Source organism: Lactobacillus sp. OTU4228 (assembly GCF_001006945.1).
Taxonomy (GTDB): domain Bacteria; phylum Bacillota; class Bacilli; order Lactobacillales; family Lactobacillaceae; genus Lactobacillus; species Lactobacillus amylovorus.
The window spans coordinates 1-14589 of sequence record NZ_CDLD01000011.1 but is presented as its reverse complement, the minus strand read 5'-3'; the positions used below and the strand labels follow the sequence as shown (position 1 = coordinate 14589).

General features: G+C 38.8%; 9 protein-coding genes and 1 riboswitch. All 9 genes read right to left on the bottom strand.

What is annotated here, in order from left to right; genetic code table 11:
- Positions 1–200 precede the first annotated feature (200 nt).
- On the bottom strand, positions 201–1706 hold the full coding sequence (locus BN1206_RS02285) for an SLAP domain-containing protein (protein ID WP_013641591.1): 1506 nt from the start codon (positions 1704–1706) through the stop codon (positions 201–203).
- Positions 1707–2005: 299 nt separating this feature from the next.
- Positions 2006–3046 (bottom strand): PTS sugar transporter subunit IIC, encoded by a 1041-nt coding sequence (locus tag BN1206_RS02280; protein ID WP_052542863.1) that lies wholly within the window; start codon positions 3044–3046, stop codon positions 2006–2008.
- 193 nt (positions 3047–3239) lie between these two features.
- Entirely contained in the window at positions 3240–3500 is a 261-nt protein-coding gene (locus tag BN1206_RS02275) for an LPXTG cell wall anchor domain-containing protein (RefSeq protein ID WP_052542862.1), read from the bottom strand.
- Positions 3500–3649: a hypothetical protein gene (locus BN1206_RS09690; RefSeq protein WP_156172726.1), complete on the bottom strand. Its 150-nt coding sequence runs from the start codon at positions 3647–3649 to the stop codon at positions 3500–3502. The genes BN1206_RS02275 and BN1206_RS09690 overlap by 1 nt, the downstream gene beginning before the upstream one ends.
- Positions 3627–3986, bottom strand: a complete 360-nt coding sequence (locus BN1206_RS02270) for a YSIRK-type signal peptide-containing protein (RefSeq protein ID WP_231575950.1) — start codon at positions 3984–3986, stop codon at positions 3627–3629. Before BN1206_RS02270 ends, BN1206_RS09690 begins: the two co-directional genes overlap by 23 nt.
- 201 nt (positions 3987–4187) lie before the next feature.
- Positions 4188–5360: an aminotransferase class I/II-fold pyridoxal phosphate-dependent enzyme gene (locus BN1206_RS02265; RefSeq protein WP_052542861.1), complete on the bottom strand. Its 1173-nt coding sequence runs from the start codon at positions 5358–5360 to the stop codon at positions 4188–4190.
- A 380-nt stretch (positions 5361–5740) separates the two neighbouring features.
- Positions 5741–10738: a S8 family serine peptidase gene (locus tag BN1206_RS02260; RefSeq protein WP_052542853.1), complete on the bottom strand. Its 4998-nt coding sequence runs from the start codon at positions 10736–10738 to the stop codon at positions 5741–5743.
- Between the two features lie 248 nt (positions 10739–10986).
- Positions 10987–13674, bottom strand: a complete 2688-nt coding sequence (gene mgtA / locus BN1206_RS02255; RefSeq protein ID WP_052542851.1) for a magnesium-translocating P-type ATPase — start codon at positions 13672–13674, stop codon at positions 10987–10989.
- Positions 13675–13754: 80 nt separating this feature from the next.
- A riboswitch (M-box (ykoK) riboswitch) is annotated at positions 13755–13918 on the bottom strand.
- 507 nt (positions 13919–14425) lie between these two features.
- Positions 14426–14589 (bottom strand): zinc ribbon domain-containing protein (locus tag BN1206_RS02250; RefSeq protein WP_156172725.1); only part of this gene is annotated, 164 nt, incomplete at its 5' end.

The following is a 14589-nucleotide window of genomic DNA, read 5'->3' as shown; positions in this document are numbered from 1 at the left end:
GATCAAGCTAGAAGAAAAGGATGCCATTATTAAAGAAAAAGCATCAGACTACTATTTAGCAGCCTAATGCCTTTCCCTATTATTTAATTTTTAATTGACTTTTATCAACACCATTTGACAAAGAGCCAAAAAACCACGCTGAATTGGAGCGTGGTTTCTGTTGTTATTCAATTTTTATTTATTCAGTTTTTACATCAATTTTATTGAGCTGCGCTCAAGTTAGCTGCCTTGATGTAACGCTTGTTGTTGTTTCTGCAGCCTTCAATTCTGTAGTACTTCTTACCGTTCTTGAATCTCATTGCAGGACCGTAAGTAGTTACAGTTTGGCCTTTGTACATCTTACCAGTACCTGGGGTACGACGGTATGATGACCAGTAAATGTAAGCGTTGTGGGTCAAGGTACGCTTGTTACCAGTAATGTTGGTTACACGAACGTATTCATCCTTGTTAGCAACCTTGTAGTAAGTCTTGCCGTTGATGGTTACAACAGTTGGAACGACATCAATGTTGTCATATGCGTAATACATGTGGCCTAAATAGTTACCGTTCTTGTCGTAAGCACGTGAGTCAATCATTACTGGGTAAGTCTTAACGTTAGTATCACCAGCCGGTTTTACAAGTGCTGAAGTTTTTACCCACATATTACTACCATTAGCATCTGATTTAGACTTGGTTGAAACTTGTGAGTATGAAACATTACCAATTGTTTCAGTCTTGTCTGAAACGTAAACTTGGTCGCCATCTTTGAATGTGGTTGAATTACTCAAAACATTACCACCGTAAATGCTGTAAGTTGGAATTGAACTTGCACCATTAGCATATAAAGTTTGCTTTTGACTTGAAGTAATCAAAACAGTATAAGTTGCAGTGGTCTTCTTACCAGTGTTACCAGTTGCAGTTAAAGTTACGTTGTAGTAACGACCTGCTTCTGAAGTATTAACCGGGTTGGAAGTTGCTTCAATACTTGCGTAAGTTGAGTTATCTTTACTTTGTTGTGCTGAAATAGAAATTGTATCACCATTACTGTTAGTGAAGCTCAATGGATTGAAGCTTGAACCAACAGCAACTTGAAATACTTGGCCATTTAAGCTAGCACTTTGTGCTTGACCGCCCTTAGTCCAATTAATTTGTGGATTTTGAGTGGTATCTACCGGAGCGGAAGCACCTTCTGGCACCATAGGAATTTGAATAGTAGCAGTTTGATTGTTAGCACTTGCACTTAAAGTAATATTAAATGAAGTGCTTGGTACCTTATCAATTTCCTCGTAAGATTTTTCACCCTTCTTAGAAGGATTAATGGTCTTAGTGGTTACACCATTATTCTTCAATTGATTAATGAAGTCTTGTTCATTAATAGTAACATTTTCGCCACCAGCATAGTTATCTTTGTGGAATTGAACGGCTTTAGAAATTTTACTAATTAAATCTGAAACTTTATCACCACTCTTAAAACTTACAGTAGTACGAACAACGTTACCTAAAGGATTACTTTGAGTAGATTCACCAATAATTTCATTATTATAAGTGAAATATGGTTTATTTTGAGGTGCTTGGGTGTTTGTATTAGTAGTATTTGCACCAGTACCTGTTGATGAGCCAACATTTACAGCAGTATCAGCATTAACTGGAATAGCCGTAGAAACGACCGGAGCAACAGCTAACAAAGCAGCAGCTGCAACACTAATAATTCTTAAATTCTTCTTCATTATGTGGTCTCCTTTTCAGAAAAATCACTATGCAAGCGATCGATAAGAAATATTCTCGCTATCTTTATCTCTTACTCGCTTGTGAATCTATTATACCATTTTTCCTATTATTGTATAAAAACAACGCTTAGATCAGGTACGCGATCTTCAGGGCTACCCTCCCCTCAGACCGCTACAGATATCCTATACCTAAAACGTTAAACTGTAGTTACCACACTATTACAATTTTAATTCATAAATTTACAGTTTTGTGAATTCTGTCTCAAACTATTGACTTTTAATCCACCAATGAGTTATTTTTATTCATTTTTAACTAAAAGATCTTCTTCCTTAACGAAAGCCAACTTTTGAATAAAAATGTAACGCATGAGGTAGCCAAGCAGCAGTGGCATCCCCACAAAAATCGCTACCAAGAACACAATCGTAATCGGACCACTCGCCATATTTTGATAAGCCGCAAGCGGACCAATCAATCCTGCTGAACCGAAGCCAGCAGAGTTAGCCGTACCTGTGATGTTGAAGATCGCACCAACCAAGCCGGCAATCCCAGCGGACACAACCACTGGCACGAACAACTTAGGATTTCTCAAAATATTAGCCATCTGAATCTTAGGCGTACCCAAGAAGTGCGCAATCGTTGTCCCGAAGCCGTTAACCTTGCTACTCATAATAGCCAAAGTAAACGCACCGGCGGTGATGCCCAGGTTGGCACTACCTGACGCAATACCTTCGATTCCGATCGCCATCGCAATCCCCACAGAGGAAATCGGAGAAACGATCAATGCCGCAAAGATCGCACCCATAAACATACCCATCACAAGTGGTTGGAAGTCAGTCAAAACAGAAACGACGCTACCAATCATGCCCGTAATCATCTTGGTGTAAGGCAGTGCAAATTGACCAAGCCCTCCAGCAAACACAGCTACTGACAATGGCAGGAAGAGCACAGTGTAGCTGCCAAGCTTTGGCGTTAAGTACTTAACCAGCGTTGCCGCAATAAAGATCGTAAGCGCAATGTTGATGACATCCCCTGATCCGTTCAACATAATGTGGCCGTTTTTCATTTCAAACGCACCACTGGCAATCATTGCAGCTGCCGCAACTGAACCCGACTGAATCAAGTTGAACTTGAGCAGGTATGACACACACAGACCGGCAAACACAGCCAGCAAGTTTTGCATCAATGTCGTCATCGTCAAGATATCTTGCGCACCTGGCCAGAAGCTGGACATTCCTTTCATCAGCTCATTAATCAGCGCACCCGGCACCAGCGCGATCACCACGCCGGAACTCACACCATTCAATATGTTTAAAAGGTTTTCTTTGAAATCTTTTCGCATAGGTCCTTTCCTCGTTTCGTTAAAAATAAAAAGCCCCAGAGCATATCTCTGGAGCTTTATTTAGTCTATTCCGGAACTAGCTCGCAGAATTTTTGCATACCAAAAAAGTATTAAAAATTCTCATCCTAGTTTTCCCTTATATGTAATATTATACTTGAACTTTATTCACAATCATAGTTAAGAATGTGTTAAGTTATCTTCTTTTGCGATCTGCGGCTAACCCGATGATTGCGGCGAGGGATGCGATGCCGAGGCCGAGCCATGCTAAGAAAGCGGTACTCTTTTCACTGGTTTGTGGCAAGTGCATGTGACCACTCTTATCAACGTAACCAACTGCTTGACCTTTAGCGTTGAGGATTTGACCCTTGGTGTTAATGGTGTAGCCATTTGGTAAAGTTTCACCATCAGGAGCTGCTACACCCTTTGGGCGAGCAGTATTTTCAGCATGTGGCATTACGTTGTTTGTAGTGCCGTTAGCCTTGTTTCTACCTTTAATAGTTTCGCCATGAACTGAAGAGTTGTAATTCCCTTCTTTGGAGCTACCGGCTTATTTGTGTATTTCTTAGCTGGTTCAGTTGGCTTAGCCGGCTTGCTTGGTAGCATCTGTAGGAGCTTCAGTCTTATCTGCAGCTGATGTTTCGTCAGCTGGCTCTGTAGTCTTTTCTTCCTTTACATCTGCATTTGTAGTTGGATCAGTAGCAGCTTTATCATCTGTTACAGGAGTTTCAACTTTTACATCTTCTGTCTTAACATCATTCTTTGCTTCACTAGTAGAAGCATCAGCCTTTTCAGAAGTAGCTTGCACTGCAGTATCATTGGCATCAGCACGTACAGTTTGTGCACCAAAGCCTAAAAAACTTAATCCAATTAATACACTAGCAGCACCAATAGTTAACTTACGAATAGAAAAGTGTTGTTGAATATTTCTCATTTGTCTCATTTTGCGTCCCTCGAAGACAACCTAGTGTTTAATCTCTTGTCATATTTGTTATTTATAGTAATTTCAAGTGTTTATGCAATTTTTCTACTATAAAATTTATAACAATTAAAAAACGCCATATAAAAGGAATATCAACTCATAACAAAGCTGTTTTTTAATACAAAAAAAGACCGAGCTCATCACTCGGTCTAAATTATTTAATTAAGCCTTATTTTCCTTAACGTACTGCTCCAGTTGCTTCAACCCTTCCTTAATGTTGTCCATCGAAGTTGCGTAAGACAAACGAATATAGCCTTCGCCGCCCTTGGCAAAGAATGAACCAGCAACCACAGCCACGCGGCCTTTCTCAGCTAAATCATAGATGAACTTGGTATCATCTTGTTCAAGCCCTGCCGGAATCTTAGCAAAAATGTAGAAGGCACCCTTTGGCTTGACGCATTCAAAGCCCAATTTGGTTAAACCATCATAAAGCACATCGCGACGCTTCTGGAATTCTTTTTTCATTGGCAAAGCATCGTCTTTGCCGTCAGCCAGGGCCTCTTCAGCCGCATCCTGCATTGGCGTTGGCTCCGTCGTGGTAATCGCTTGATGAATCTTGGCAATTTGATCCAAAATCGGCTTAGGTGCAGCCACCACACCGATCCGGTAACCTGTCATCGCCCATGCCTTGGACACACCGTTCATCAATACGACTTGATCATGCAAGGTCTTTTCCATCGAAGCATGTAGCTGATCATAATTGAGTTCGCTGTAAATTTCATCGGCAAGAACAAAGATTGGCTTGTCACGCACCACATCAGCTAATGCATCGAGCTCATCTTGCGTGTACATAACGCCCGTTGGGTTTGTTGGATAGTTCATCACCAATGCCTTTACTCGATCGCCGTATTTGTCTAAAGCTGCTTGCAATTTATCCGGCGTTAATTTGAAGTCATCGTCAGAAGTGCCAATTTGTTCAACCGTTGCACCCATGGATAGGGCATCCCCAATATAAAGCGGAAAAATTGGTGTTGGCACCAAAACAACGTCGCCTGGATTAAGCACCGCAGTCAAAAAGTCGTAGATCGACTCCGTTACCCCATTGGTGATCAAAATTTCGCTTGGGTCGTATTTTTGTCCATATTTTTCAGCTAAAAAATCGGCTGCCGCCTTGCGCAAACCTGGAGTCCCGTTAGATGGCGCATAGTGCGAGTGGTTGTTAGCGATGCTGGCTTCGGCCGCTTTTTTAATATGCTCTGGTGTGTTAAAGTCAGGCTCACCAATTGTGAATTTGATAATGTCGGGAATTTTGTTGGTGTAAGCCGCAAAGGCTAAAATCTGCCCTGGCTTTTGTTCAACCAAGCCTTTTTTCATATGTTTTGTTAAGTCGACCATAGTTTTTCCTCCTTATATCGAACTAAATTAATTCAAATATAGGGGTCTTTTTAATCCTTTTCAAAGAAAAAATTAATTCTTACTTTTTATCTTTTTCCACAAACTCCACTACAAATCTGTCAAAGTGTCCATAACTCTACACATTGCACTACTTCTGTGCTTAATTTAGAACCTCATAACTATTAAACTTGGTGCATAAATTCAGAATTAATGATCCTAAATCAGACAGTCGTTCTAACCAATCTAAATAGAACTGATTACCTTTTAAAAAAGATCATGGCATAAAAAGATCATTCAAATACGATAAATCGTAAATGAATGATCTAGAAGCTTAAAATATTAATTTGGCAATGTATGCCTTCTTTATACGAAAGCTTAAATTATAGTGTGTTAGCCACTTTTACATATTGGTTCTTACCAATTTGATAATAAGTCTTATTATTAAATCTAAACTTTTCAGCATTATTTAAAGCTAAGATATTTGTTCCCTTCTTTAAAAGTTTAGCATTTTTCACACGTTTTCCATTTTGATCATAGACAAAAGCATTACGTGTCAACTTAAGCTTTTTAGCTGGTTGAACAACAGTATTAGCAACCTTTACAAATTGATTATCACCAAGTTTATAGTATTGGACTCCTTTAACCGTAAATTTATCAGCATTATTTAAAGCGGAGATCCACTTGTTCTTATTTAGAACAACTTTCTTGCCATGTTTCTTAACCACATTACCCTCAGCATCATAAACAAAAGCATTATGTTTCAATTGCAATCTCTTACCGGCTTGTAAAACAGTATTGGCAACTTTTACATATTGATTCTTACCAACTTGATAGAATTTTACGCCTTTGATGACATAAACATGACCATTTTGAAGGGCGCTAATTGTTTGTCCTTTCTTCAAACTTGACTTCTTGTTTGGGTTGCTGGTTAAAACAACTTCACCGTTTTCATCATATAAGTAAGCATTGTGAAGAAGTGGGAATGATTTTGTAGTTAAGACAGCATCGCTTAAATCATTCTTCTTTTCTCCATTTTTATCTAAAACAGTTGAAGTAGTATCTGAAACTGAAACTACAGATTGATTATTGTTTGGAACTACTCCAGGTACTGTAGTTTGGTTATTATCTTGATCGGATTTTGGAACTTCTGCCACATAATTTGGATCATAATCAACAGTAATCTTCTTTTCAACCTTATTACCTACTTGATCAACCACGTAAACAGTAAATACATGAGTTGTTGGTTGATTATTATCATCATTTAAATTGAAACTTTCTTCAAAATTATGTGGTCCATATGGATTTACATCTTCATTATCAGTATTCAAGCCGGCCAATTTATTGTAGCCTGAATTTAAGAATTCACGATAGATATTATCTCCATTTACATAGAGTCTGTAACCATCCAAATTATCGTTGACAACCCCTGCAAGTTTAAAGACAGGGTTATTGGTCTTAACATGAAGTTCATTTCCATTAACTTGATCAACATTTAAAGTTGGTACCACAGTATCTAAAATGATATTTAAAGTACCGCGAACCTTTTGTCCGTTTTCATCAGTGTAGATATATGCAACTGGACGTTGACCGACATTTTCTGCGGTAAAGGTAAAGCTGAATTTACCATCTTTATCTAGTTTAACTTGATTTTGTGGGGCATTTTCATCTGAACTATCAGCTAATACAGTCAATGATTTGACATCAGAATCAACGTGACCGGTAACCGTAAACTTCTTAGTTGCAGGATCGTAGTAACCCATAGTTACTGCGTTTTGACCAAAACGAGTAGTATTGTTATCGTTTAAATAATCAAAATGGATTGCTGGGTTAGGATCAGTGCGCGTAGTTAAATCAGATAAAGCATGTCCTGGATATGCAGTTGGGCTAAATGCACTAACATCAGCTGCTTCATCTTTTACATCTACCCCTAAATCATCACGATTAGTGTAAAGCTTTCTGTCAACTTTATCGGTGGTGTAGTAAACACCTAAGTGATTTGAACTAGCTACACCATCCTTACTGGTAACTTGTTTATCATTATAAGCTGGACCGCTAACTTCAGTCCAACCAGTTAAAAGCGCACGCCTAAAGATACCATCTTTTCCTTTATTGATTGAAGTATGAACATGGAAAGTAGCTACACCATTTTCTACTTTCCCTTCATATAATTCACCAGTAAAGTAATCTTGAGCATAAGCTTTAACATTGTTGCCCTTTGGTACAGCTGCTTGGACAACTGCATCTTTTGGATCATTAGTTTCAACTGAGTAGATACTTACACCAAAGTTACCATCAAAGCCATCAACATTTTGCCAATTGAAGAATGCTTGTGGAGTGAATGGAGTAAATGATTTCAAAACATTTTTACCAGCTTGATCACTTGAAAATACTAATTCCGTATCGTCTGCTTTAACAGGTACTTCATATTTTCCATCATGAACCTGAACTAATTTACCATTTAAGTAAAAGTCTTTATTAGCTGAGCCATACAAAGTATAGGTATTATTTTCCTTATTATAATCGGCTGAATTTTTATCAAATTCTAAACCATCAGTTGCATTCCAAACAGAAACTGCTGGTTTATCTTTAACTCCTGCTACATCAACAGTTTGAACAGTAGTATTGTTTGCAACATCGCTCAATGCAACAGATACTTTATTCAAACTTCCGCTCAATGCAGCTAAGGTATCTGGACTTAGGACAAAATTAAAGTGTCCCTTAGTTTTGACATTATTGTCAAAACCAGACTCACCATCATTTAACTTATAGCCAAAGACCTTATCATTTACCTTAACTGTTGCATATGAATAATTTGTAAATCCAGCACCTGCATCTTCATAATTACCTGATAAAGTATGAGATGCTGCATCATATTTAACACTTAAGTTAGGAGCTTTAGTATCAACTTCAACTGGAAAGTCCGCAGTTTGCTTTTGATTTGGACCTTCATTCCATAAAGTGGCTACAAAACGGTAAGTATACTTTCCATCAGGAGCTGTTACCATTTGACCAGTCTTAGTATCATAAACCTTTCCGTCCCATTCAAAAGCATCAGGATTATCACGCATTGAAACTGAAAGACTGGCATCTTTAGTTACACCATTTTCATCATAGGACTTATCAACACCTTGAATGTCAGATACCACACGAACTACATTACCTTTTGCATCTAAAATCTCAACCTTGAGATCTTTTACATTTTGCTTCAAGTAAGCATATGGCTTGATGAGATCACTTTGGTGATCATTATTCGGTGAAAAAGCTACCTTACCACTTTCATACAATTTAGCAACTTCTTGCCAATCATAATTACCATCGATATTTACTAACTGCTTCAAGGATTCCTGATCAGCTACGCCAAGTGGGTAATTATTTTCATTAACTAAACGATTACCTTGAACATCCGGCTTGTCTTCATTAGCATTTTGATCAAAGACATTTTCACTAGTTAGATCACCATAGTAAGCTAAATATGGTACAACCACTGTCGATTTATCTTTGTCATTAGTAAAGTGAAGCCAACCTTCTACTGGCTGATTCTTAGTTAAACCTTGTAAATCCAAAGTATATTGAAAATCTTTAACTTCTTTTGGAGCTAAAGTAAAACTATTTTGGCCATTTACATGAGCACCAGCCAGTTGAACATCATAAAAGACTCCAGTATCTTCGTCACGCTTTTCGGTATAACCTCCACCTAAATCATCAAAAGTGTACGTTTGTGCTTCATCAGTTAAATTATGGAAAGTAAGAGTTAAAGCTGTTTTTTCACCAACTTGACGTAGAGATAAAGAACTGGTGCCATCTGGTGTTGTTACATAAACCGGATTAGCAGTAGCGGCACCAACATCAATTTGTCCTGCTCCCTGTCTTCTTGGAGAAACTGGTGTAGTATAGCCTTTTTGAGTTTGAATCTTTGCACTGTTCATCAATAAAGCCTTAGTGGCAGCTACAAGTTGGGCACCTTTTAATTCAGGATTGGTTTTCTTCAAACGCTGAATTACCAAGGCTGCACTTCCGGCAGCAAAAGGTCCAGCCATTGAGGTACCGCTCATCGTTTGATACTGATTATTATTCACAGTTGAAACAACCTGATAACCTGGTGCGGCTAAATCTGGCTTTAAACTAAAATCTGACAGAGGTCCCCATGATGAGAAGTAAGCCATATCGCTATCTGCACCAGTGTCTGAAGTTTCAGCTGCCACAGTTAAAGCATTCTTCGAGGCCCCAGGATTGGCGACAGTACCAGAATTAAGTGGCTCATAGTTTCCAGCTTCAGAGCCTGAATTATAACCTCTCACAGTAATATTACTTGGGTTATCAACCGAAGCTGAGTTACCGTTGTTGGATGCAGAAATTGAAACAAAAACTCCGTGATCTATAGCATATTGAACCGCCTTTTGTTCAATGTTAGTCAATTGCTGGTCAGCCACTCCTTGACCTAAAGACATCTGAATGACATCCGCGCCTAAATTAGTAGCATCATAAATTGCTCTTGCAACATCGTCAGTTTTTTCGTCAGAAAATTGACCGAAAACTCTCAATTGCATTAATTGAGCTTCTGGAGCAACCCCGACTACATACTGGTTATTTCCATCAGGATGCCCATCTGCTGCAATAATTCCTGATACGTGTTGACCGTGAGGACTATCATTTGGATTTGTATCATCAGAGGTAATGTAATCATTATCTCTATCAGCATAATTATAAACATATGGAAATTTCTCATTCACATATTTTCCGTAACCTTGCTGATCAATCTTCTTTTGCACATCGTCCTTTTTTAGTTTGGGATCAGATGGCATCGTTTGAAAATCTTTATGACTAGGATCTGCACCAGAATCAATTACAGCTACTACTGTATTTTGACCTCTATAACCCTGATTCCACGCCGATTGCACATTTCCCTTCACGTGATCAGCTTGATTAGCTGGTTCAGGTACTGATTGCTTATTGTCTTGTACAACCTGAGTTTGTTGATCCTGAGACTGAGCAGTATCTTGATTTTTTTGCGACTGTACTGCACTTTGCTCATTTTGAGCTTGAACCTTATTTTGATCAGCGTTCTCAGCTTGAGTATCTTCTTGGTTAGTCTCTTGATTAGTATTATTAGAATTCTGTGAGTCATTTTCATTTTCAACCACAGAGACTTTAACATTTGATACTGTTGGATTCTCAGTTGCAGCCTGAGCAGAATTTGCTTGACTTAATAAAACTGTCGATCCAGATGCTAAAGCAATAATAGCTGTAGCCACCCATTTCTTTCGCATGTTCAAGACACCTCTAGCGCGTCTTTGTGTTTCAATCTTATTTAAGTCCTCCCTTGTCTTGAAAACATAATAGTACTTGTTGTGACCTTTTGGCCAGCTATAATTGCTCATACATCATTCCCCCTTCTCTGATGAGAAAATATTAATATTAAATTAAATTGATATAAGAATACCATCTCTTTTATAAGCTTTCAATAATTATTTTACTTTTTTATAATCTCCTTTACCAAAAGTAAAAAAATATTTACTACAAATCAAAAAAGGCCACTCCTTTTCTAACAATGTCTTAACTCAATGGCATTGTTGATTAGGAACGTGACCTTTTCTTTTCTAAACGAATGTAATTATCCTATGAATATCTAAATTAAGAACTCCTCTTTCTTCATGTACCAGTGCTTTACCAAAGTAGTAAGTGCAATGTACAAAATCAAAAGTACTAACACTACCAAAACGTAGAATTCTGGGATTGGACCGAATTTCATTACCTTGGCCAAGCTTGGGATGTAAGGCATTGCGGTACCGATCAAGCCTGCACCAATCGTAGCGAGCATGACAACTGGTGAAGAATGTTGTTGGATAAATGGAACGGCTGGATCACGCAATGCTTGAATAACCATTTCTTGTGTCCAAAGTGATTCGATGAACCAACCACTCCAGAAGATTGCCATAAAGACTGCCTTTTGACTTGGAGTAGCAGCCATGTAACTTGCTCCGACAACGCTTGGACAAATCCAGAAGTAAAGCAAGGCAAACGTAATAATATCGAAGACTGAAGAAGTGGGGCCAAAGTAGAACATGAACTTAGGCAACTTTCTTGTCTCCCACTTACGTGGTACTTCCAAATATTTTTCACCAACAGTATCGAATGGAATTGATAGACAAGAGGTTCCGTAGATCAAATCCAAGATCAATAACTGCATTGGCAGCATTGGCAAGAATGGCAAGAATGATGATGCCACTAAGATTGACAAAATATTACCAAAGTTAGATGACAAGGTAATCTTGATATATTTCATCGTGTTGGCAAAGATCTGACGCCCAATTCTTACACCATGTTCCAAAGTACGTAAACTCTTGTGGAGCAAGATAATGTCGGCACTCTTTTTAGCAATATCAACGGCAGTATCAACTGAGATTGCCACGTCGGCCTTCTTCATAGCTGGCGTATCGTTGATCCCATCACCCATGTAGGCAACGGTGTGGCCATTTTCTTTCAAAATTTGAATAATTTTGGCCTTGTATTCTGGTGAAAGCTTAACAAAGAGGCTACATTCTTCAACCATCTTTTTAATCTCTTCCTCGCCCTTATCAACGAAGTCTTTTTCACTATAAACATGCTCGGTGTTTAAGCCTACTCTTGAAGCAACGCTCTTAGTTACGGTGGCGTTATCACCAGTCAAAATCTTAACGGTGATGCCGTCTTGCTTGAGCTGCTTAAGTACATCCTTAACATCATCCTTAGGTGGATCAAGGAAGGCCAAGAATCCGGTTAGAATCAAATCCTTTTCATCGCTAACATTGAATTCGCCTGCTTGAGCAGGATTGTTTTGGTAAGCAAGCAAAACAACTCTCAAACCATCTTTGTTCAAATCTTCAATGTGCTTTAAAACTTTTTCTTTATATTCATCAGTTAAATCACTAATGTGATTGCCAACTTGCACACGATTGCAGCAAGCAAGCATTTCTTCGGCAGCACCCTTGGTTACCAGGATACGACCATCGCCGTGGCGTTTTACCACGACACTCATGCGACGACGCTTGAAGTCGAATGGAATTTCATCGACCTTAGTGTAGTCATGTTTAATTTCTTCAACGTCTAGCTCATCGCTAGCGGCATCGATAATGGCTTGGTCCATCAAATCGTGCATCCCCGTTTGGAAGTACGAATTCAAATAAGCCAACCGCAAGACTTGTGGATTTTCCTTCATATCCAAGTTGTAGTGACGTTCCAATACAACCTTGTTTTGGGTCAAAGTACCGGTTTTATCAGTACAAAGAATGTCGGCAGCACCGAAGTTTTGGATGGAGTTCATCTTCTTAACGATGGTGCCGTGCTTGGACATTTCGAGCGAACCCTTAACCAAATTACTAGTAACAATAACTGGCAACATTTCTGGAGTAAGTCCAACGGCTGTAGCGATGGCGAACAGCAAAGCGTTGAGCCAGTTACCTTTAGTCAAACCGTTAATGATCAAAACTAAAGGTGCAATGATGGCAGTCATTGTTAACAATAATTTAGAAATGTTCTTAATACCGACATCAAAGTTAGTTTCCTTAACGTCGTTGTTTGAAATATCCTTAGCCAAACGACCAAAGACAGTTTGTTCACCGGTAGCTAAAACAACACCGACACCTGAACCAGAAACAATAGTTGTTCCTTGATAGATTACATCAGGATAGTCCAAATATTGATCCATGTCTTTTTGATCAGGCTTCTTGGTTGCTATCTTTTCCACAGGTGTAGATTCACCGTTCAAAGAACTTGAGGAACAGAACAAGTCTTTGGTTTGAAGCAATCTAATATCTGCTGGCACCATGTCCCCAGCGTGGATATTAATAATATCGCCGACAACTACTTGCTTGGTAGAAATTTCTTTGTCCTTTTTATTGCGACGAATATTGGTAGTCACGGACACCATGTTCAAGAGGTCTTCAACTGCGTCATTAGTTTTCACATTCTGGATAAAGGACGTTAATCCAGAAATGATGATCATTGTAATCATAATGATCACAGTACTCAAGTCCTTTTGATCTGCCGGCACGAAGACGTAGTCGGTAAACAGCGACACCGTTGCTAGCAGCAACAGGACCATTGTGAAAGGAGTGAAGAATGATTCAATGAAGAAATGCAACTTCGTATTGTGCTTCTTGGTTGCAACTTCGTTAAGACCATTCTTCTCCAAACGCTCTTTAGCTTCCGTCGAAGACAGACCGTCTAGCGAACTATGCAGCGTCTTGAGCGCTTCTTCGGGAGTTTGTTGCGCGATTTGCTTAACAAACTCTGTATCGGCCGTCTTCTTATTCATCAGCAACTTGTTTTTTGCCATGTTAATCCCTCTTTCTGATTAAACATGCAAACAAACTAAAAAGGAGCTAATACCAATTAGTATTAACTCCTTATCTAAGCGATTTTTTCTCGTCGTTCAGTTTTGACACTACGTGACGTAAGCACAGGCTAGCTATCTGGATCTCGCCTTATCTCGACAAGAACTATTTTACTCGTTGGCATCTCTGGATGTTTCCGGGCGATAGCTTGTGTTCACGTAGGAGTCTCACCTAACAGTTTATTTGCTTTTTCAATTTTTATTTTTATTATATGCATATTATTTGACAATGCAATTATCTTTACTAAATCGTTAGAAATTGTAAAAGAATTTAAGAAAAGATAAAAAGTACGTTTAAAATGAACATGTGTTTTTATAGTGAAATTTGATATACTATTTTACAGACAAGGGTAGATTGCAACTGCCAATGTTTAGTAGTTTTAGCATGACTAACCACCCCTCAACATTTTATAAACTACGGAGGTGAGAGTTATGCATAATTGGATAGTCTGAAGGTTTAGTGCTCCGTGTTAGCTTGGGCTATTGCAATCAGCATCGTTCTAGGTACTCTGGGTCAACTACCCTAGACTGAAGTCTAGGGCTTAGTGGCTCGTTAGCTTGCGATAACCAGAACACCAACTTGCTTAGATACGGACTTGACTTACCAGCAATAGTCTTTTGACTATTGCCGATAGAGGTCGTCTAATTACCAAAGCCTTTTAAGTCCGCGAGTTGCTAACGGACTGCAGCCTTTCTAGGCTGCTTTTTTTATTTTAGGATTCTGCCAATTGCCTAATCCTTTTTCTAAGATGTTCACGGCCGCATTCCAATCACGAATATGGGGCATTCGACAAATTGGACAAGTCCACTCCCGATCCTTAAGGGTTAATTTCTTATAACCATTTTGGCCCATAATAC

Bases quoted from the DNA above. Each gene is read 5' to 3' on its own strand.
- BN1206_RS02280 (WP_052542863.1), bottom strand. From the start codon at position 3,046: ATGCGAAAAGATTTCAAAGAAAACCTTTTAAACATATTGAATGGTGTG.
- mgtA (WP_052542851.1), bottom strand. From the start codon at position 13,674: ATGGCAAAAAACAAGTTGCTGATGAATAAGAAGACGGCCGATACAGAG.
- BN1206_RS02275 (WP_052542862.1), bottom strand. From the start codon at position 3,500: ATGCCACATGCTGAAAATACTGCTCGCCCAAAGGGTGTAGCAGCTCCT.
- BN1206_RS02270 (WP_231575950.1), bottom strand. From the start codon at position 3,986: ATGAGACAAATGAGAAATATTCAACAACACTTTTCTATTCGTAAGTTA.
- BN1206_RS02285 (WP_013641591.1), bottom strand. From the start codon at position 1,706: ATGAAGAAGAATTTAAGAATTATTAGTGTTGCAGCTGCTGCTTTGTTA.
- BN1206_RS02265 (WP_052542861.1), bottom strand. From the start codon at position 5,360: ATGGTCGACTTAACAAAACATATGAAAAAAGGCTTGGTTGAACAAAAG.
- BN1206_RS02260 (WP_052542853.1), bottom strand. From the start codon at position 10,738: ATGAGCAATTATAGCTGGCCAAAAGGTCACAACAAGTACTATTATGTT.
- BN1206_RS09690 (WP_156172726.1), bottom strand. From the start codon at position 3,649: ATGCTACCAAGCAAGCCGGCTAAGCCAACTGAACCAGCTAAGAAATAC.